The organism is Bifidobacterium gallicum DSM 20093 = LMG 11596 (genome assembly GCF_000741205.1).
Lineage (GTDB): Bacteria > Actinomycetota > Actinomycetes > Actinomycetales > Bifidobacteriaceae > Bifidobacterium > Bifidobacterium gallicum.
On the sequence record NZ_JGYW01000005.1, the window covers coordinates 48,181 to 67,945 of the forward strand.

Below are 19,765 nucleotides of genomic sequence, written 5' to 3' on the forward strand. Positions count from 1 at the left end.
TTTGGCCTGTATCATGGTGAGCGCATGCCATGGCCGTAAAAGGCTGTGCGTCTTGCCATCTGGTTACTGTAAGCGCGTAGGTTGAGTCGTAACGATGCTCGTTCGGCTCCGCAACGGGAAAGAGGTGCCCAAGATGGGTATTGGTGAAATCGCAGGTCTGATTGCTGCCATCGTGTTCGCAATATTGGCTGGATTCCTCATTTATCCGCTGATTCGTTTGGGCAAGCTGTTCGACCAGATGGCTCAGACAATCAAGGACACTGGCGATCATGCGATTCCGGCTCTTGACGAAGGCGTGACCACGGTCAAGCAAGTCAACAAATCGCTCGCTGATGTCAATGACATTTCTCAAGCGGCTTCGACCACGGCCAACAATATTGGCGCACTGACGAATCTGTACGGTTCGTTCCTGGGCAAGCCGATTATCAAGATCGCGTCGATTTTCTACGCCATCAAGACCACCGCGCGTTCGTTCATGGACGCCAAGGCATCCAAGGCGCCTGCAGCGGATGCAGCCGCCGTTGACGCCACCGAACCCATGAAGGAGGCCTGATGTTCAAACGATTGTTCTGGATCGGACTGGGAGTCGCCACAGGCGTGCTCGCAGTCAGCAAAGCACAGGCCTATGTGAAGGCCAACACCCCAGATCAGGCACGTCAGTTCGTGCTTGGCCCTGACCAGGATCATGTGGCAATGCGCACGTTAGAGGGACTCATCACCGAGTTCAAGACCGCGCAGCGCACCCGTGAAGCCCAACTCAACCAGCAGTATTCCGGCATCATCAAAGACTAAGGATTGCAATCTTCATGCGTACAGCCGAGATCGCCAAGCGATACCTCAATTACTTCGAACAGCAAGGCCATTTGGTAGTGCCTTCCGCTTCGCTTATCTCCCCGAATCCCACCACGTTGTTCACGATTGCCGGTATGGTGCCGTTCATCCCGTATCTGATGGGTGAGCAGACGCCGCCAAGCCATCGTATGGCGTCCAACCAGAAGTGCGTGCGCACGCTCGACATTGACGAGGTTGGCAAGACCACAAGGCATGGCACGTTCTTCCAGATGCTCGGCAACTTCTCCTTCGGTGATTACTTCAAGGAAGAAGCCATCCACTACGCCTATGACTTGTTGACGATGCCGCAAGACCAAGGTGGCCTGGGCTTCGACAAAGACAAACTGTGGATGACCACATTCACTGACGATGATGAAGCACGCGCCTTGTGGCGTAATGAGGGCGTGGATCCTGAACACATTCAGATTCTGGGCATGGAAGACAACTTCTGGACCACAGGCGGCCCCGGCCCTGGCGGTCCATGCTCCGAAATCTATGTGGATCGCGGCCCTGAGTACGGCGTTGAGGGTGGCCCGATCGCCGATGAAAACCGATACATCGAGATTTGGGATCTCGTGTTCGAGAACTTCATGGTCGACAACGTCAAATCGAAAACCGATTTGCATATTGTGGGTGAGCTTGCCCATAAGAACATTGATACGGGTGCCGGTCTTGAACGTGTGGCGTACTTGCTGCAGGGCAAGCAAAACATCTATGAAACCGACGAAGTCTACCCGGTCATCGAAGCGTGTGAGAAAATAACGGGTATCAAGTATGGCGACGACAAGGACGCGGATGTCAAGTTCCGCGTGGTCGCCGACCATGTGCGCTCCGCGTTGATGATCATGAGCGATGGCGTGCGTCCAAGCAACGCGGGCCGCGGTTATGTGCTGCGTCGTCTGATTCGTCGCACGGTGGAAGCAATGCGCGTGCTGGGCTACCAGGATCCTGTGATGCCACAGCTGCTGCCGGTGTCCGAAGCCGCCATGGAACCGAACTATCCTGAACTGGCTGCCACGTTCAAGGACGTGTCCGAAGCCGCCTATGGTGAGGAAGACGCGTTCCGTCGCACCTTGACCAACGGTATCGAGATTTTCGACATGGCTGTCAAGAAGGCCAAGGATGAAGACACCGACTCTACTGAGCCTGCTGTCATCACGGGTGACACGGCGTTCCAACTGCACGATACCTACGGTTTCCCGATCGAGCTGACCTTGGAGATGGCTGCCGAGCAGGGCGTGAAGGTTGACGAGGCCAAGTTCCGCGAGCTCATGGCTGAGCAAAAGTCGCGTGCACGGCAGGACGCGCTCAAGAAGCGTCACAACGTGGATTTGAGCGAATACGATGACTTCAAGAAGACGCTGGAGAGCCCGATTGTGTTCGAAGGCTACACCGAAGTCAGCACGCGTTCACGTGTCATCGGCATCATGAAGGAAGGCGAAGGGTCGGTTCCTGCCGTCACGGCGCCGGCTACGGTGGAAGTCATTCTTGACCACACGCCGTTCTATGCCGAAGCCGGTGGCCAGCTGGCTGATGAGGGCACCATCATTGCCGATGATGGTGCTGTGCTTGAAGTTGATGATGTGCAAAAGCCGATCAAGGATTTGATTGTGCATCAGTGCCGTCTCGTGGAAGGCACGCTGGTGGTTGGTGCCGATGTGACAGCATCCATCGATATTGAGCGCCGTGGCGCTATTGCGCGTGCCCATACGGCCACGCACATTGTGCACAAGGCATTGCGCGAGGAACTCGGCCCCCACGCCACACAGCGTGGTTCCGAGGATGCTCCGAACCGTCTGCGTTTTGATTTCCAGTGGTCGAGCGCTCCAAGCAAGGACCTGATGAACTCGGTGGAAGCGCGAGTCAATGAACGTCTGCGTGACAACTTGCGTGTGTCCACGCAAGAGATGAAGTTCGATGACGCCATCGCGTTGGGTGCCATGCATCTGTTTGGCGAAAAGTATGGCGACATTGTGCGCGTGGTCACGATTGGCGACGACGGATGGAGCCGTGAGCTTTGCGGTGGTACGCACGTCGATTATGCGGGCAAGATCGGCCAGATCAACATCATGTCCGAAGCCTCGATCGGTTCGGGTGTGCGCCGTGTGGACGCATTGGTAGGCCAGAGCGCCTATGACTTCAGCGCCCGCGAACACGCGCTGGTTTCGCAGTTGTCCGATACGCTCAATGCGCGTCCTGACGAGTTGGCTGACCGTATCAACACATTGCTCGGCAAGCTCAAGGAATCCGATCGCCGTCTGTCGGCCATGTATGAATCACAGCTGAGCCTGATGGTTCCTGACTTGGTGCAGCAAACCAAGCAAGCCAACGACACGGTGCTCGTCGCGGTCAAGAACGTCGGCCATTTCGGCTCATTCGACTCGTTGCGCAAGACAGTGATGGATGTGCGTAACCGCCTCGGCGCAGATAAGCCTGTGGTGGTGGCGTTGGCTGGTTTGACTGATGATGACAAGCCGATGATCGCCGTAGCAACCAATGAGGCTGCGCGCGAGCAAGGCATCAAGGCTGGTGCATTGGTCAGCGCCGCAGCCAAGACGCTGGGCGGTGGTGGCGGCGGCAAGCCTGACTTCGCCCAAGGCGGCGGCTCCGACGCTCCAAAGATTGACGACGCGTTGGCCAACCTCAAGGCACAAGTGCTGCAGGCGTGAGAGGTCGATGATGAGCATGATGGCAACAGCATATGGGCATGATGCTCATCACATCCCCACATGGTGATGATGCCCCGATTGGTGCATACCGATCGGGGCATCATCATGGGTAGTGCAGTGTTTGACGGATTGTCGCACACAGGTGTTGTGGCGGAAGGCTACATGGCTGATTGCTGTTTGCTATGCTGCCAGGCATCGTTCATACGTACAGGAAGGATGAACAACATTGGTTTGGCTTGGTCTTGATTTGGGCAATGCCCGCATAGGGACGGCCTTGTCTGATCCGCAACTGACGTTTGCACACCCTGCGGGCAATATCACTGTGCGGGGCAATTATGGTGTCGAATTCGATGAAGTGCTGGCCATCATTGAAGACGAGCAAGTGGATCATGTGGTGGTGGGGTTGCCGTTGCAACTTGACGGCACGGAAGGCGCCAGCGCGCGCAAGGCGCGCACGTGGGTGAGAGAGCTGATTCATCGGCTTGTGCAAGAAGTGGCAGACCCACGCAGTGGCATTACAACCATGCCCAGTGTTACGCTATGTGATGAACGGCTCACAACGGTGGATGCACATCGGCGTTTGCATGATGCACAGGTGCAGGGACGCAACCACAGAGCCATGGTCGATCAACAGTCGGCAGTGGAGATTCTCCAATCCGCTTTAGACCAAGCCGGCAGCGACCATCAGCAAGCGTGATACGGCTTGAGCCGGTATGAGGCGTGAACAACGATCAAGAGGTGACAAGAGTGACAGATGGCGATCTGCACGATTTCTTCGAGCAGAATACGACATGGGACGATGGTTCACATATCGAACACCATGATGATGGTCATGATGGCAATGGCGCTTATGCGCCGCCACGCCCACCCAGGTCCCGTCGTGCGATGCGAGCAAGGCGCAAGGCGCGCCAACGCCATCGTATCGTTGCCATCGTGGTATCCATTGCAGTTCTGGCGTTGCTGGTCGTTGGCGGTATTGTTGCAGTCAAGGCGTTGAAAAATTGGCAGTCAGGGCAAACGAACCAAGCCGTCGTTGATGATTATCCGGGTCCCGGTACGAGCGATGTACAATTCTCGGTGGAAACCGGGCAAGGTGCCGATCAAATCGCACAAAACCTCGTTGATGCAGGCATTATCAAATCAGCGGCAGCATTTACCTCAGTAGTCGCAGCCAACCATTTGACGTTGTATCCTGGCACATTCCCGATGAAACTGCAGATGAAAGCATCGGATGCGGCCACAATCCTTTCAAACCAAGGCAATGCTGCAGGATTCCTTGAGGTGCGCCCAGGGGAACGTGATACCGATGTGATTGCCAACGCGGCCAAGGTCAGCGGCATACCGCAAGAGGAATTCCAAAAGATTCTTGACAATAAGGGATCGGGCATTCTGCCTGCCGAAGCCAACGGGTCATTCGAAGGTTGGCTTGAACCAGGATCCTATGATGTGGCCAAAGAGAACGACGCCACACAAATCCTGCGCACGATGGTCGAAGCGCGCATTGCCAAACTTGATGAACTGGGCGTGCCGCAAGGTCAAGAACGTGAACGGTTGCTGATTATCGCCTCCATCGCCGAGGCTGAAGTCAATTTGCCTGAATACTACGGCAAAGTCACACGCGTGATTGACAATCGCTTGGCCAAAGACATGACCTTGGGCATGGATTCCACAGTCGCCTATGGATTGCACACCACGGGCAACATGCTGACCAATGAGCAATTGGCTGATGCGTCCAACCCTTACAACACGCGTGTCAACAAGGGCTTGCCACCCACACCAATCAGCAATCCGGGCGATAATGCGATTCAAGCGGCATTGCATCCTGAAGACGGTGATTGGCTGTATTTTGTGACGGTGAACCTGAAGACGGGTGAAACCAAGTTCACCGACAATGACGAACAATTCCAGCAGTATGTGCAGGAATACAAAACCAATAACCCTGACGCGAGTTAGTGTCAGTCCATAAGCACATACCGAGCATGACCATGGTGAGGTCAGTTTGAATCAGCCGTGATGGCGAGTGCAGCCATGGTCATATCGGAGTGAATCCCATTACCAGTGCAGCCCGCACTGGCTGACCACTATGGTGATCACTGCGGCCGCAAGCATCACGGGCACAAACGGGATGCTGATATGATGCCTGCGACGCCGTGACCGCGATTTGCGTCGTAGTACGGCGCCGGCGCGACGTGATGCCCATCCAAGGGCGCCCAGCCCAATCACACCCATAACGAGCCACCATATGGTGAACGGAATGGCGCCAAACGGACCAAGCACCGTACCAAGCAACATGGCGCATGTCACATCGCCGAATCCCAACGAACCCGGCACAACGGATGCCAATATCCACTGCATTAGACCTGCAATCAGCATGCCCGATAAGCCGGCGGCAGGCACCATCCATGCGTTCGCCAACCAACCCCATCCACATTGCGTGGCCAGTTGGGCGGCTATGCCCCCGATGACCACGCGCCGAGACACACGCCGCCTACGAATATCGCCGGCGCAGAGCACGGCGGCACATATGAGACCCGGTATCGCCACAACTGTATTCATGCTGTTACAATAGGCCGGAGTTTTGGTTCAAATCAAAGGAGTTGGCATGTTGCGTTGGCAAACGGCGGGGGAATCCCACGGAGAGGCATTGGTCGCCATGATGGAAGGGCTGCCGGCCGGCGTGGAGGTGACATCGCAAGATGTGGCTGACGCTCTTGCGCGGCGACGGTTGGGATATGGCCGTGGCGCACGCATGAAGTTTGAGCAAGACCAGGTGCGCATGCTGACGGGTGTGCGTCATGGCAGCACGTTGGGTTCTCCGATTGCCATTGAAATCGGCAACACCGAGTGGCCCAAATGGACCGAAGTGATGAGTGCTGATCCTCTCGACCATGAGCTGGCGCGCGAAGGCCGCAACGCCCCGTTGACACGCCCGCGTCCAGGGCATGCCGATTTGACGGGCATGCGCAAGTACGGGTTTGATGATGCGCGCCCTGTGCTTGAACGCTCCAGTGCACGTGAGACGGCATCGCGCGTAGCATTGGGCTGTATTGCAGCCAAGTTCCTTGATCAAGTGTTCGGTATTCGTACGGTCAGCCATGTGTTGTCGATTGGCGGGGCTGGTGTGCTCGATGTCACGAAGGTGCAGCGTCCCCGCCCAGAAGATGTGGCACAGCTTGACGCGTCGCCTGTGCGCACGCTTGATACCGAGGCTGAGCAAGCCATGATGCAGCGCATTGATCAAGCCAAACAGGATGCCGACACACTGGGTGGCGTGGTAGAAGTCATCGCCTACGGCATGCCTGCTGGTGTGGGTACGTACGTAGAATCGGACCGCCGTCTTGATGCGGCCTTGGCCTCAGCGGTGATGGGCATTCAAGCCATCAAGGGTGTGGAAATCGGTGACGGATTCCTCGAGGCAATGCGCCCAGGTTCCCAAGCCCACGATGAAATGGTCATGGATGCTAACGGTCATATCACACGTGTCACGAACCGTGCTGGCGGCATTGAGGGTGGCATGTCTGACGGCGAACCAATCATTGTGCGCGCCGCGATGAAACCCATCCCGTCGATTCCGCGCGCATTGAACACAGTAGACGTTGCCGATGGTACCGCCGCGCAAGCCATTAACCAGCGTTCCGACAGTACAGCCGTGCCGGCTGCTGCGGTAGTGGCAGAAGCCATGGTGCGTTTGACGCTGGCCCAGTATCTGTTGGAAAAGTTTGGTGGCGACAGTGTCGCTGAAACACGGGCCAACATTGAACAGTACCTGGCGTCCTGGCCTGAGCATATGCGCTGAATACCGCGCAAACCAGTATGACCATTGTTGTGGGGAGGCCCTGTGCCACCCCACTTGCGTACAGAAAGCTGACATGCCATGGCAGGATCTCGACATCGTCGACGCAGGCCACGCCGTAACGGACCAACCGCACAACCGCATCATGCCCATGCGGCAGCGGGGAACAAGCGTCGCAGGCCATCCCGACGCTCCGCGCTATCCAAACGAAACAACGCATTCCATACGACTGACAATTGCTCGGCGCATCTGACTGATGAAGGGCATCCGCTCGCCGTCATTATTGGCATGATGGGAGCCGGCAAAACCCGTATCGGCAAAGAGGCGTCCCATCTGCTGGGTTTGCCATTCGCCGATGCCGACTTGTGTATTGAACAAGCCATTGGCATGCCAATCCCGCAGTACTTCGCCGAACATGGTGAACCCGCGTTCCGTGAGGTAGAACGCGATGTGGTCATTGAACATTTGCAACGCTTTCCCGGCATCTTCGCGTTGGGTGGAGGGGCGCCGATGACGCCCGCAATTCAGGATGCGCTTGAACAATACAAATTGCAGGGCGGTAAAGTCATTTATTTAATGGCTCACCCGCAAGAGGCCATGGAACGCGCCAGGAAGGGCGGGGGGCGGCCAATGTTGGACGGCGATGCGGATGCCCGTTGGCGCATGCTGTTTGAACAGCGCAATCCGACGTATACACGCATGGCCAATGTGACCGTACGCACACACAGCATGACTCCGGCCAAAGCGGCAGAAAGGATGGTGGACGTGATGAACGAACGCATTGTCCACGTGACAGGGGACGGCATCGAAGATTACGATGTGCAGATTGGTGAAGGCGTGTTGGCGCAGCTGCCTCACGTGCTCGGTCCCAAACCCGTGCGTGTGGCGCTGATCCACACCACTTCGGTGCGTCGGCATAGCGATCAGGCGCGCACATTGTTGCGTCAAGCCGGTTATGAAGTCAGTGATATCACGATTCCCGACGCCGAGGCTGGTAAAACGATTGAGGTTGCCAATGGCATTTGGCAGCGGTTGGGTGAAGAAGGCTTCACGCGTTCCGACGCTGTGGTGGGCCTGGGTGGCGGCGCTTGCACTGATTTGGCCGGGTTTGTGGCCGCCACGTGGATGCGCGGTGTGCGCTATGTGAATTGTCCGACGTCATTGTTGGCGATGGTGGACGCGTCCACAGGTGGCAAGACGGGCATCAATACGCCGCAAGGCAAAAACCTTGTCGGATCGTTCTACACGCCGGCAGGTGTGCTCGCTGATCTGCGTGCGCTCGTGACGTTGCCGAACGACATTTTCATTGAAGGCTTGGGTGAGGTGGCCAAGTCCGGGTTTATTGGGGACCCGGAAATCCTGACGATTCTGCAAGACCACGCGGACCAACTGCGCGCGTTTGACGGATCCACGTTCTTGGGGTCCGACCTTGAACCCGTGGTGGCTGAGTTGATTGAACGTACGGTGCGTGTCAAAGCCCATCATGTCAGCAATGATTTGCGTGAGGCCGGTTTGCGCGAATTCCTCAACTATGGGCATACGTTCGGCCATGCCATTGAACAGCTTGAACACTTCCGCTGGCGTCATGGCAATGCCGTGGCCGTGGGCATGGTGTACGCGGCCGAGTTGGCGCGTCTGACCGGTCACGTGGACGACGCATTCGTGGATCAGACTCGTTCGCTGCTTGATTCACTCGGGTTGCCGACGAGCTGGCATCATGACCGTTTCGATGACGTGCTCACGCTCATGCACCGCGACAAGAAAGCCCGTGGCAACACGTTGCGTTTCGTCATTGTTGACAAGATTGGTCACGTCATCCATCTTGAAGATCCGCCGGCCCAAGCGGTCGAGCAGGCCTTCCGTTTGGTGCAGGCGTAAATAAATCAGTATTTTATTTGTAGTGTGATTTCTGCATATGCCCCCGTTGCCTACCGCATGTGGCTTATGCAGAAATCAATATAGTTTCCAAGAAAGCAGGGCGAGGATGACAACCGTACTGGTGGTCAACGGACCAAATCTCGGACGTTTGGGCGTACGGCAGCCTGACGTGTATGGCAAGCAGGACTTGGCTGAACTGACACGGTTGTGCACGCAATGGGGGCAGGATTTGGGCCTTACTGTTGAAGTACGTCAGACCGATGATGAAGCCGAGATGATCGGATGGATGCACGAAGCCGCCGATAATGGCAATCCTGTGGTCATGAATCCAGCCGCCTTCACGCACTATTCCTACGGATTAGCGGACGCGGCGCACATGGTCGGGGACGCAGGACTGCCGCTCATGGAAGTGCATATTTCGAATCCGTCAGCGCGCGACGAGTTCCGCAAACGTTCCGTGATTTCCGCTGTGGCCACGGGAACGATTACGGGTTTGGGATTCTACGGATACCGTCTCGCATTGGAAGCGGTAGCGGAACTCATCCGTCAGTAATGGCTATGACCAAAGCCATCACAACAGTTTACTCATAGCGAAGAGTAGGCGGTTGTCGCTGTTGCGCCAGTGTTCTTGAAGAATGCTGGCGCAACATTGCTGTATCACAGGAATTTGGGAGCGCTTCAATGAAGAACGCTCCAGTCGTGCATGCTGATTGCGGCGCTGTTTTTGGACAAATCTGACAGATACTGGTCATTTATCTGTGGATTTTTGGAGGTTTGGTGAACGCCCCCTATACTTGGTTCCAGCTGTCTTGACAACGTATGCATTGCACAAGAGGGTTCCGCAACGACGTAAGGTCCCGCGCACATGCTTCGTTGACACGGCCAGGCCACAAGCCATGCGTCGCTTCAAGCTGGCATGCAAGACGAATCAATGGCGATCCCATCTGGCAACTCGTCGACCATGCCGACCAAAAACCGCAAGTATCACCTACTGCGGGAATCAGAAAGAAGAGAAAAAGAAGAGAAGAGGAGCAGGGATGGCGTCAATGCCAAACAGCTCCGCAAAGCGTCGGACAGGCATCGCCCTGTCGACGGCAATGGTGGCCAGCCTGTGTGCAGGCGTGTCATTGCCGGCGCATGCGGATCCCAGCAATGCAGCAGAATTACCCAAAGCGACCGACGTGCAGGTCATCGCATTCCAGCAGAGCTGGAACTCCATTGCGAAGGAATGTACGAACACATATGGCCCGGAAGGCGTGGCCTACGTGGAAATTTCACCGCCTCAGGAACATATCCAAGGCACGCCTTGGTGGACTTCCTACCAGCCTGTCAGCTATAAACTCGATTCCAAACTGGGCACCGAAGCCGAGTTCAAGAACATGGTCACACAGTGTGAGGCTGCAGGTGTGGGCACCATCGCTGATGTTGTGCTCAACCAGACGACCGGTTCGGACGTGGCTGCAGGCGAGCAGACTGGCGTTGCCGGCACCACATATAACGGCTCGACCGGTGAATATCCTGGCTTCACGGGGGAGCATGACCAGTATCCAGAAGGTGTGACCGCCGCCGATTTCCATGATTACGAGAACGGCAAGAGCATCGCTGATTACACGAATCAGCAGGAAGTGCAGGAAGGCCGTCTGAGCTCGATGTGGGACTTCGACACGTCGAGCGCCAAAGTGCAAGACATCCAATCCGATTATCTCGTCAAGCTCTACAACCTGGGTGTCAAGGGCTTCCGCATGGATGCCGTCAAGCACATCAACAAGGATGATATGAAGGCCATCAAAGACAAGATGGCCCAAAAGATTGGCAAGAACGCCAACGACATCTATTGGATCCAGGAAGTCATCGGCAATGCCAATGAAGCTGCCGGCATCCAACCGCGTAATTATTTTGAGACTGGCACTGTCACGCAGTTCGATTACAAGTCGGACCTGAACGCCAAGTTCAAGGGCAGCATCGCCGGCTTGGGCGACCTCGCTACGCGCCTCGGCGACACGTCGTCGAATCCGAACGCGATTCCGTCCAATTTGGCGAACGTGTTCGTCACGAACTGGGACACGGCACGCAACGATGGCGCGATCACCTACAAGAACGATTCGATGTATGCTCTCGCGAATGCGTTCATGCTGGCCTATGATTACGGCACGCCGCGTCTGATTTCCGACTACAAGTATGAGGATGGCCAGGAAGGCCATGACGCCGGCGCTCCGGGAGCCACCGATACGAAGGTGGACGATGTCGATTTCGACCAGGCTTGCTCCACCAAGGATGGCGCATGGAACTGCCAGCAGCGTTGGACGACAACGCGCGGCATGATTGCGTTCCATAATTATGTGGATGGCACGACGGTGACCGACTGGCAGGATGACGGCAAGAACAATATCGCGTTCTCGCGTGGTGACAAAGGTTTTGTCGCGATCAACAACTCGACCGAAGATTACGAGGCCACCTACAAGACTTCGCTGCCTGATGGCGAGTACTGCGACGTCTACGCTGTGCAGGACTGCTCGAAGACGGTGACCGTGTCTGGCGGTGAAGTCAAGACGACGGTTCCGGCCATGCAGGCAGTGGCGCTTTATGCAGGTGCCACGAAGGCGTCGCATCCGGCATCCGACGTGGCAGTCGACCCGAGCACTCCGGACGTTGTGATTCCTGACACGTCTGTCAAGCCGGACGACCAGACGACGACCGTGTGGTACAAGCCGACGAACAATTGGGACAAGGTGTTCGTGCATCACGGTGCCGGTTCCGACTGGACGGCTGAGCCGGGTGAGCAGATGGAAGGCCCGGACGCTCAGGGCTACTACAAGAAGACGATTGACACCAAGGGCGAGGAACATCAGATCTGCTTCAACAATGGCGGATCCGACTGGGATAGCAACAATGGCGCCAACTATCTGGTCGCCAAGGGCATCACGCATGTTGGCGTCGAAAACGGAACGCTGACTGTGGGCAATCCCGAATCGATTGACGCGCAGACGCGAATGGTCGTGCACTACAAGCCGCAGGATGCTGACGACAATCGTGGTGTCTATGTGTGGGGCAAGGATTCGACTGGCGCTGATATGAATGCTGTGAACCATCCGTTCACAGGTGAGGATTGCTACGGCAAGGTCGCCGAACTCACGTTCGATGGCAAGTACAACGAGTTCGGATTCATCATCACCACTGCGGAATGGAACAAGTTCGGCGGTGATCGTACCGCCACAGTCAGCAAGACCGGCACTGTGGAATTGTGGGTGGACGGCACTGGTGACCCCGATACGACGTTGACCGAAGCTCCGGCTGATTACCAGTGCAAGGCCGACAAGGTCGATGTCACCGTGCATTACATGCGCAACGATGGTCTCTACTTCAATGCAGCGGATACCGAGACGAAGGTGCCGCAGTGGGATCTGTGGATGTGGAACTCGAACTCCAACGGTTTCGCTCCGAAGTTCACGAGCCATGATGACTGGGGCGAAGTTGCTACCGCATCGTTCTCCAACTACACCTATCAGGCTGCAAACGGCGACTCGGACTTCGGTCTGTTGCGCCGCTACGGTGTGGACGAGTGGAAGAAGAAGGACGGCTCTGACGGCGACATCAAGATGTCTGCCGATGCGCTCGTGTTCAGCAATGACGGCACGGCCAAGGCTGAAGTGTGGCTCATGCAGGATGACGCGACCGTCTACACGGCTCGCCCGTCCCTCGGCGCCCGTATCGTCTCGGCGCAGATCGCCAAGAACAATGCGATTGATGTCAAGCTCTCCAAGCAGGCCGACATCAAGGCTGACGACGTCAAGGTCAGCGGCGCTGACGGCAAGGCAGTCGCCATTGAGGATGTGACGGTCAACGGCACCACGGTGACGGTCACGCTCAAGGACAACCTTGATCTGACCGCCAAGTACACGGTGGAAATTGAAGGCTTCGGTTCGGCCGACGCCGTAGCCGGTTCTGTGGTCCGTACCGACGAGTTCGACAAGGAATTCGCTTATGACGGCGATGATCTTGGCGCAACTTGGGCCAAGGATGGCACCACATTCAAGTTGTGGGCACCGACGGCAACCAAGGTGGAGCTCGTCACGTTCAAGGCGTCGGATAGCGCTGATGCGGCTGAAGACAAGGTTGTGGCCATGACGCGTGGCGACAAGGGCGTGTGGGCTGTGACCGAACAGGTCGCTGCATCCACGGCATATATCTATCGCGTTTCCTTCGCCGATGGGACCGTCAATGATTCCGCCGACCCCTACGCCAAGGCCTCTGTGGTCAACGGCCACCGTTCGGTCGTGCTGTCTGACGAGCAGGCTTCGATTGGTGACGTGAAGCGCATGCCTGCGTTCCACAGCCCGACCGATGCTGTGGTTGCTGAAACGCACGTGCGTGACTTCTCGAAGGACAAGTCTTCGGGCGTCTGCGACGAGCACAGCGGCAAGTACTTGGGCATGATCGAGAACGGCACGAAGAATGCTGACGGCCAGGCCACGGGTGTTGACTACCTCAAGGAACTGGGCATCACGCATGTGCAGATTCAGCCGATGTATGACTACATCAGCGTTGACGAAACCAAGCCGCTGGACGATTCGAACTACAACTGGGGTTATGATCCGCAGAACTACAACGTGCCGGAAGGCTCGTATGCTTCGGATGCCGCAAAGCCACAGGCTCGTGTTCAGGAAGCCAAGCAGATGATTGAAGGCCTGCACAACAACGGCCTGCGCGTGATCATGGATGTGGTGTACAACCATGTTGGCGACTTGAATTCGAACCCGTTCAACCTGACGGTGCCGGGATACTACTTCCGTTACCAGAACGGCTCGCTCGTGTCGAACTCGGGCTGTGGCAACGATACGGCTTCCGAGCGTGCGATGATGCGCAAGTACATTGTGGATTCCGTGACCTACTGGGCCAAGGAATACAACATGGACGGCTTCCGCTTCGACTTGATGGGTCTGCATGACTTGAAGACGATGCAGGCTGTGCGTGCGGCCCTTGACGCCATCGATCCGAGCATCATGATCGTTGGCGAAGGCTGGGACATGAACACCACGATGGACAAGTCGATGATGTCCACGCAGATCAACGCCAAGGCATTGGAGAATGAGAATTCCTCAGTGTCGTTCTTCAACGATTCGATTCGCGATGGTCTCAAGGGCTCGGTGTTCGATTCGCTTGACACGGGTTACATCTCAGGCAAGCCTGGTATGGAAAAGCTCATGCTGACCAACATGCTGGGTTGCCAGAAGGCTGATGGCCAGGATGCTGCTGAGCAGTGCAACGGTGGTTCGTCGAACTACGCTTCCGCAACACAGGTGGTGCAGTATGTGGAAATCCACGACAACCTGACGCTCAACGACAAGCTTGAAGTGTCGGTGCCCAATGATGATTTGGCCACGCGCATCAAGCGTGCCAAGCTCGCCGACTCCGCCGTGTTCCTGAGCTATGGCATCCCTGAAATCCAACTTGGCCAGGAATTCCTGCGCACCAAGGGCGGCGACGAGAACAGCTACAAGTCGGGTGACAGTGTCAACGCTCTGGATTGGAACCGCATGTCCCAGGATGAGTACGCATCCAGCGTGAACTATGTCAAGGGACTCATCGAGCTGCGCAAGCAGGTCAACGCGCTGCGTCGCGCAGACCACTTCGCAATCAACGAGCAGACCAAGGTGTTGCAGGCCCAAGACGGCATTGTCGCCTATGAGGTCAAGAACGGTGATGATACCTATATCATCGCGCTCAATGCCAACGAGGATGCCAAGACGTTGCAAGGTGTCAAGGCTGGAACGTATTCGGTGCTCGTGGGTGATGGCAATGTGGAGCTCGGCACCACGATTGCGCAGCCGGTTCTGACCGCATTGGATGATGCCGCTGATACCGACACCACCGATGCTGCCGACACGGTGAGCGGACCGGTCGCCCAGGCTGGAGACCAGCTCGTGATTGGCGCTGACGGTGTGACGCTTGCGCCGCTGTCCGCCACCGTGCTGACCGACAAGTCCCCGGCGGATCCGTCCGACCCGGCCGATCCGGACAACCCATCCGGCCCGTCCGACCCAGCCGATCCTGATCATCAGGATGACGAAACGATTGACCGTCCAGGCCAGGATGGAACTCCAGGTGCTAATGGCGCTGATGGAGCGAACGGTGCGGATGGCGTCAACGGTGCCAACGGTGCTAATGGTGCCAATGGTGTGGATGGCTATTCCTCGCCTATGGCTGCCACGGGTTCTTCGGTGATCGTTGTGGCCGCTATCGCAGTGGCACTGCTCATGGCTGGTCTTGCACTGTGCTATGTGCAGCATCTGCGCGGTGCCAAGCAGAACGGACGCTGAAAGCGCCTGTGCATGCTCATTGAACGAACAATGAGCAAGTGAAGGGGAAAGCCCGGACCATCATGGTCCGGGCTTTCTTCATGGCTGGAGGTTGTCATGATTATTGCTGCCCGCAATCTGGCATGAATGCTGCTGTGCAAACGATCGCACTTACAATAGGGGGCATGCAGATTTCGAGTCGATTCACCATGGCGGTGCATGTGATGGTAGCCATTGATGTCTACTCATCGGACCATAAAGTCACGAGCACGTTCCTGGCCAAAAGCGTCAACGCGAATCCCGTGATTATTCGCCGGCTCATCCAACAATTGAAAAATGACGATTTGATCACTGTCACGCGAGGCGCCGGAGGCGCCGTATTGGCCCGCGACCCTCAAGACATTACGTTACTTGACATTTTTGATGCTGTTGAAGCGGTCGATGATGCGGGATTGTTCAATTTCCATGACAATCCAGGGCGCAGCGAGCCGGTGGGACGGCATATCCATGATGTGCTCGATGTGCGGCTTGACCGTGTGCATGCCGCCATGGAACGTGAATTGCAGTCCATGACGGTCGCGGATTTGGCGCAACACATGCGCACATTTATGTGACAAGCATGTTCGTTGTGATACCCCCCGTGCCAACACGCCGCGTCACGGCAAAATGATAGGCTGAAGTTCCATGGTTAGAAGCAAACATGGCAATTCCCAAGAGCACGTTACCAAGCATATTTTCGTTACTGGTGGTGTGGTCTCCTCCCTTGGTAAAGGTCTGACGGCATCCTCCCTCGGACGTCTGTTGCGCAGCCGCGGCATCCATGTGCTGCAGCAGAAACTTGATCCATATATCAACGTTGATCCAGGCACCATGAACCCGCTCCAACATGGTGAAGTCTATGTTACTGAAGATGGTGCCGAAACCGATCTGGACATCGGCCATTATGAGCGCTTCCTTGATGTGTTCCTCAGCCAGAAGGCCAATGTGACCACGGGACAGATTTATCAGGAAGTGTTGCGCAAAGAGCGCGCCGGTGAATACTTGGGCCAGTGCGTGCAGGTGATTCCGCATATCACGAATGAAATCAAATCGCGTATGCGTGCCCAGGCTTCCGACGATGTCGATGTGATCATCACGGAAATCGGCGGTACTGTCGGTGACATTGAATCCCAGCCATTCCTTGAGGCCGCCCGCGAGGTGCGTCGTGAACTGGGACCGGACAACTGCATGTTTGTGCATGTGTCACTCGTGCCATACATCGCCGCCGCCCACGAACTCAAGACAAAGCCCACACAGCATTCGGTCATGATGCTGCGCCAGCTCGGCATCACGCCGGATGCGCTCGTGTTGCGTTCCGACCGCAAGCTCAATGAATCCATCAAGGCCAAGATCTCGCTGATGTGCGATGTGGACGCTGAAGGCGTGGTCAACTGCGTGGACGCGCCAAGCATTTACGATGTGCCCAAGACGCTGTTCGATGAGGGTCTTGACACCTATATGGTGCGCGAACTGGGCTTGCCGTTCCATGATGTGGATTGGGACGAATGGGAAGACCTGCTTGAGCGTGTGCATCATCCCAAGCATGAGGTCAACATTGCCATTGTGGGCAAATACATTGATTTGCCCGATGCCTATCTGTCGGTCACCGAGGCTATCAAGGCAGGTGGTTTTGCCAATTACGCCAAGGTGAACGTCAAGTGGGTTGCAGCCGACTTGTGCGAAACAGAAGAAGGCGCCGCATCGGCGCTCAACCAGGTGGATGGCATTGTGATCCCTGGCGGTTTCGGCATTCGAGGCATTGAAGGCAAAATCGGCGCACTGCGCTACGCGCGTGAACACGGATTGCCCACGCTGGGCCTGTGCTTGGGGCTGCAGTCCATGGTCATTGAGTATGCGCGCGATGTGCTCGGCATCGCGGACGCCAATTCGTCCGAGTTTGAGCCGGATTGCGCCCATCCTGTCATTGCGACGATGGAAGAACAGAAGGACATTGTGGCCGGCAACGGTGATATGGGCCATACGATGCGTTTGGGCTCGTATCCGGCTGAACTGCTCGAAGGCTCTCTTGTAGCCGATTTGTATGGCACCACGCATGTGACCGAACGTCATCGTCATCGTTATGAGGTCAATGTGGCCTACAAGGATGCGCTGCGTGAAGGTGGTCTCGTCATTTCAGGCCAGAGCCCGGACGGTGAATTGACCGAATTCGTGGAGTTGCCGCGCGACGTGCATCCGTTCTTCGTCGCCACGCAGGCTCATCCTGAATTCAAGTCCCGTCCAACCAAGCCGCACCCATTGTTTGCAGGCCTGGTGCAGGCGGCACTTGACCATCAGGAAGCACGCCAGTAAGCATCGTAAAGATACCGGTGCTGTGAGTTGCTCAGCCCGCGTTGAACAGAAATACATCTTTGTATAGTGTTCAGCGCGGGCTGAGTGCTGCCTACCGCCAGCAGACGACCCAAATACAGGGTGCCTCGAGCCCGTGAAAAACTTGAAGAAATTGCGAAAAACGAGCAGGTTTATGGACTACGGCGGGGGTAAGGCTTACGATGAACGTTGCGTACGATGATACGCAGGGTGATTATTGCCCAACGTAAGATACCTATTCCAACAAGCTATGAGGTGGACATGTCAGTGGTACCGCAACCGGATCCGATGGCGAACGCTCAAGTGAGTCAACGCAAGAAGCGTCACATCTGGCCGTGGATTGTGGGTGTAATCGTGGTGCTTGCGGCCTGCGTGACTGGCATCGTACTGTTTTTCCAGTCACATGTGCTGCCGGGTGTGAGCTTGTGGGGACAGGACATGACCGGCAAAAGCCGCGCACAAGTCGTGCAATTCGTGGAAGACTGTGCCGCCAACACGGCGGTGAGTGTATCGTATAACGGGACTGAACAACGTATCACGTTGGCTGATATCGGCATGCAAACCGATCCGCAGGCACTGGCTGATGCAACAATGTCAGCCAAGCGAGATGGCAATGTATTCACCAAATATATGCCGTGGAGCCAGGACGCAGTCGACGGGGGATTGGACGCTACCAAGGCCGACGCGACGAAACTCAATGCCAAATTCAATCAGCAGGTCAACGATCCCAAGGACGCTACCGTCACGCTCAATGAAGAAGGCACGTCATTCGTGACGTCTCCGGCTGTCAATTCGCAAGGACTTGCGGTCAAGCCTGTCGCTGATCAACTGGTAGCCGCCGTCAACGGCACGGATACCCACGCGCGAGCGGTACAAGCCACCGTCGAAACGATTGAACCGGCTATCACCGACGTCAAGGCCCAACAGGCTGCCGATACGTTGAACGGTTATATCACCAACCCGATCACGTTCACGATGAACGATGAGACGATTGCCAAACTTGATCCTGCCGGCCTGGCCAAGGTGTCCAGCGTGGACGTGTCGGAGACGACCGGAGAGCACCAAGTGCGTAAAGGCAACGTGTTATTCGATGTGCAAGCCATCAAGGACTATTTCACGAACGACATCCAACCGACGTTGTCTTCCACTAAGGAAGACCGTGTGGTGTTGACGGGCAATGATGGTGAAGTGATCAAGGTCATCTCGGAAGGCCATGACGGCGTGACATTGGCCGACAATGCGGCGGACGCCATCCTGACCCAGGCTCCGGCAGTGCTCGAGGGCAAATCCCCGTCCATTGTGCTGGCGGGCAAGGTCGATCCAATGAAGGTGACTGAAACCAAACGCAACGTGGTGGTCGACCTGTCAGACCGCAAAGTGTATGCCTATGAGAACGGCAAACTGGTGCGCAGTTTCAATGCGTCGGTTGGTCAAGGCAACAACGTGCAGACGGGCGCTTGTGCGGGCGATTTGTGCACGCCGCTGGGTGATTTTGACGTGTGGCTCAAATACGAATCGCAAGACATGAGCGGCAACTTGACCTTGTCTGACGGTACCAAGGAAAGCTGGGATGTCAAAGGAGTCGGGTTCGTCAACTACTTCTCGCGTTCAGGCTGTGCAATCCATCGCATCGCGACGTCATACGCCGTCAATGATGCCAATATTCCAGCCATGGGCAATACATCGCATGGTTGCGTGGGCATTGGCTGGGATGTGGCCCCATGGTTCTTTGAATTTGCTGTGGAAGGCACTCCCGTGCACGTGCAGCAGTAAGCTGGAACATCCCATCCGATAAGACTGGCCAAGACACAGCGCAAACGTTCGCTGTGGTATTGCTCACAACGGCCGGCGTTGCCACTGGTTATTCGTTGCAACGCCGGCCTTTGTGTAATGTTGACGCTCTTGAAAGAACCACTGGCATTTACACGGCC

At 56.3% G+C, this 19,765-nt stretch carries 13 protein-coding genes; 12 read left to right on the forward strand and 1 reads right to left on the reverse strand.

Annotated elements, in window-relative coordinates:
- The first annotated feature begins 133 nt into the window (after nucleotides 1–133).
- The 5 genes from BGLCM_RS04645 to mltG all read left to right on the forward strand — a co-directional run bounded on the left by BGLCM_RS04645 (nucleotide 134) and on the right by mltG (nucleotide 5,453).
- Complete coding sequence (locus tag BGLCM_RS04645) at nucleotides 134–553, forward strand: DUF948 domain-containing protein (RefSeq protein WP_044084978.1); 420 nt, start codon at nucleotides 134–136, stop codon at nucleotides 551–553.
- Nucleotides 553–792, forward strand: coding sequence for a hypothetical protein (locus BGLCM_RS04650; RefSeq protein WP_006294057.1), 240 nt, complete (start codon nucleotides 553–555; stop codon nucleotides 790–792). Before BGLCM_RS04645 ends, BGLCM_RS04650 begins: the two co-directional genes overlap by 1 nt.
- 14 nt (nucleotides 793–806) lie before the next feature.
- Nucleotides 807–3,500 carry an alanine--tRNA ligase gene (alaS, locus tag BGLCM_RS04655; RefSeq protein WP_006294058.1) on the forward strand — a complete coding sequence of 898 codons (2,694 nt, stop codon included), beginning with the start codon at nucleotides 807–809 and terminating at the stop codon, nucleotides 3,498–3,500.
- Between the two features lie 226 nt (nucleotides 3,501–3,726).
- Nucleotides 3,727–4,197, forward strand: a complete 471-nt coding sequence (gene ruvX / locus BGLCM_RS04660; RefSeq protein WP_006294060.1) for a Holliday junction resolvase RuvX — start codon at nucleotides 3,727–3,729, stop codon at nucleotides 4,195–4,197.
- A gap of 50 nt (nucleotides 4,198–4,247) precedes the next feature.
- Nucleotides 4,248–5,453 (forward strand): endolytic transglycosylase MltG, encoded by a 1,206-nt coding sequence (gene mltG / locus BGLCM_RS04665; protein ID WP_044084980.1) that lies wholly within the window; start codon nucleotides 4,248–4,250, stop codon nucleotides 5,451–5,453.
- Between the two features lie 99 nt (nucleotides 5,454–5,552).
- Here the strand turns inward: mltG and BGLCM_RS08060 are convergent, their stop codons facing one another.
- Nucleotides 5,553–6,056 carry a prepilin peptidase gene (locus BGLCM_RS08060; RefSeq protein ID WP_006294062.1) on the reverse strand — a complete coding sequence of 168 codons (504 nt, stop codon included), beginning with the start codon at nucleotides 6,054–6,056 and terminating at the stop codon, nucleotides 5,553–5,555.
- 46 nt (nucleotides 6,057–6,102) lie between these two features.
- On the opposite strand from BGLCM_RS08060, the gene aroC reads away from it, so the two are divergent.
- The 7 genes from aroC to BGLCM_RS04705 all read left to right on the forward strand — a co-directional run bounded on the left by aroC (nucleotide 6,103) and on the right by BGLCM_RS04705 (nucleotide 19,607).
- Complete coding sequence (gene aroC, locus BGLCM_RS04675; protein ID WP_006294063.1) at nucleotides 6,103–7,296, forward strand: chorismate synthase; 1,194 nt, start codon at nucleotides 6,103–6,105, stop codon at nucleotides 7,294–7,296.
- 285 nt (nucleotides 7,297–7,581) lie between these two features.
- Nucleotides 7,582–9,171 (forward strand): bifunctional shikimate kinase/3-dehydroquinate synthase, encoded by a 1,590-nt coding sequence (locus BGLCM_RS04680; protein ID WP_006294064.1) that lies wholly within the window; start codon nucleotides 7,582–7,584, stop codon nucleotides 9,169–9,171.
- Between the two features lie 106 nt (nucleotides 9,172–9,277).
- Complete coding sequence (locus BGLCM_RS04685) at nucleotides 9,278–9,724, forward strand: type II 3-dehydroquinate dehydratase (protein ID WP_006294065.1); 447 nt, start codon at nucleotides 9,278–9,280, stop codon at nucleotides 9,722–9,724.
- A 484-nt stretch (nucleotides 9,725–10,208) separates the two neighbouring features.
- Complete coding sequence (gene pulA, locus BGLCM_RS04690; RefSeq protein WP_006294067.1) at nucleotides 10,209–15,488, forward strand: type I pullulanase; 5,280 nt, start codon at nucleotides 10,209–10,211, stop codon at nucleotides 15,486–15,488.
- A 164-nt stretch (nucleotides 15,489–15,652) separates the two neighbouring features.
- The gene (locus BGLCM_RS04695) at nucleotides 15,653–16,081 is read left to right on the forward strand and encodes an Rrf2 family transcriptional regulator (protein ID WP_044085071.1); all 429 of its coding nucleotides are present in this window, start codon (nucleotides 15,653–15,655) and stop codon (nucleotides 16,079–16,081) included.
- Nucleotides 16,082–16,151: 70 nt separating this feature from the next.
- Nucleotides 16,152–17,816: a CTP synthase gene (locus BGLCM_RS04700; protein ID WP_044084982.1), complete on the forward strand. Its 1,665-nt coding sequence runs from the start codon at nucleotides 16,152–16,154 to the stop codon at nucleotides 17,814–17,816.
- Between the two features lie 279 nt (nucleotides 17,817–18,095).
- Nucleotides 18,096–19,607, forward strand: a complete 1,512-nt coding sequence (locus BGLCM_RS04705) for a L,D-transpeptidase family protein (RefSeq protein WP_052295070.1) — start codon at nucleotides 18,096–18,098, stop codon at nucleotides 19,605–19,607.
- The last annotated feature ends 158 nt before the right edge of the window (nucleotides 19,608–19,765 follow it).

Excerpts from the sequence above, each read along its gene's own strand:
- BGLCM_RS04645 (WP_044084978.1), top strand. The coding sequence starts at position 134 with ATGGGTATTGGTGAAATCGCAGGTCTGATTGCTGCCATCGTGTTCGCA.
- BGLCM_RS04680 (WP_006294064.1), top strand. The coding sequence starts at position 7,582 with ATGATGGGAGCCGGCAAAACCCGTATCGGCAAAGAGGCGTCCCATCTG.
- BGLCM_RS04700 (WP_044084982.1), top strand. The coding sequence starts at position 16,152 with ATGGTTAGAAGCAAACATGGCAATTCCCAAGAGCACGTTACCAAGCAT.
- aroC (WP_006294063.1), top strand. The coding sequence starts at position 6,103 with ATGTTGCGTTGGCAAACGGCGGGGGAATCCCACGGAGAGGCATTGGTC.
- BGLCM_RS08060 (WP_006294062.1), bottom strand. The coding sequence starts at position 6,056 with ATGAATACAGTTGTGGCGATACCGGGTCTCATATGTGCCGCCGTGCTC.
- BGLCM_RS04695 (WP_044085071.1), top strand. The coding sequence starts at position 15,653 with ATGCAGATTTCGAGTCGATTCACCATGGCGGTGCATGTGATGGTAGCC.
- BGLCM_RS04685 (WP_006294065.1), top strand. The coding sequence starts at position 9,278 with ATGACAACCGTACTGGTGGTCAACGGACCAAATCTCGGACGTTTGGGC.
- BGLCM_RS04705 (WP_052295070.1), top strand. The coding sequence starts at position 18,096 with ATGTCAGTGGTACCGCAACCGGATCCGATGGCGAACGCTCAAGTGAGT.
- pulA (WP_006294067.1), top strand. The coding sequence starts at position 10,209 with ATGGCGTCAATGCCAAACAGCTCCGCAAAGCGTCGGACAGGCATCGCC.
- alaS (WP_006294058.1), top strand. The coding sequence starts at position 807 with ATGCGTACAGCCGAGATCGCCAAGCGATACCTCAATTACTTCGAACAG.
- BGLCM_RS04650 (WP_006294057.1), top strand. The coding sequence starts at position 553 with ATGTTCAAACGATTGTTCTGGATCGGACTGGGAGTCGCCACAGGCGTG.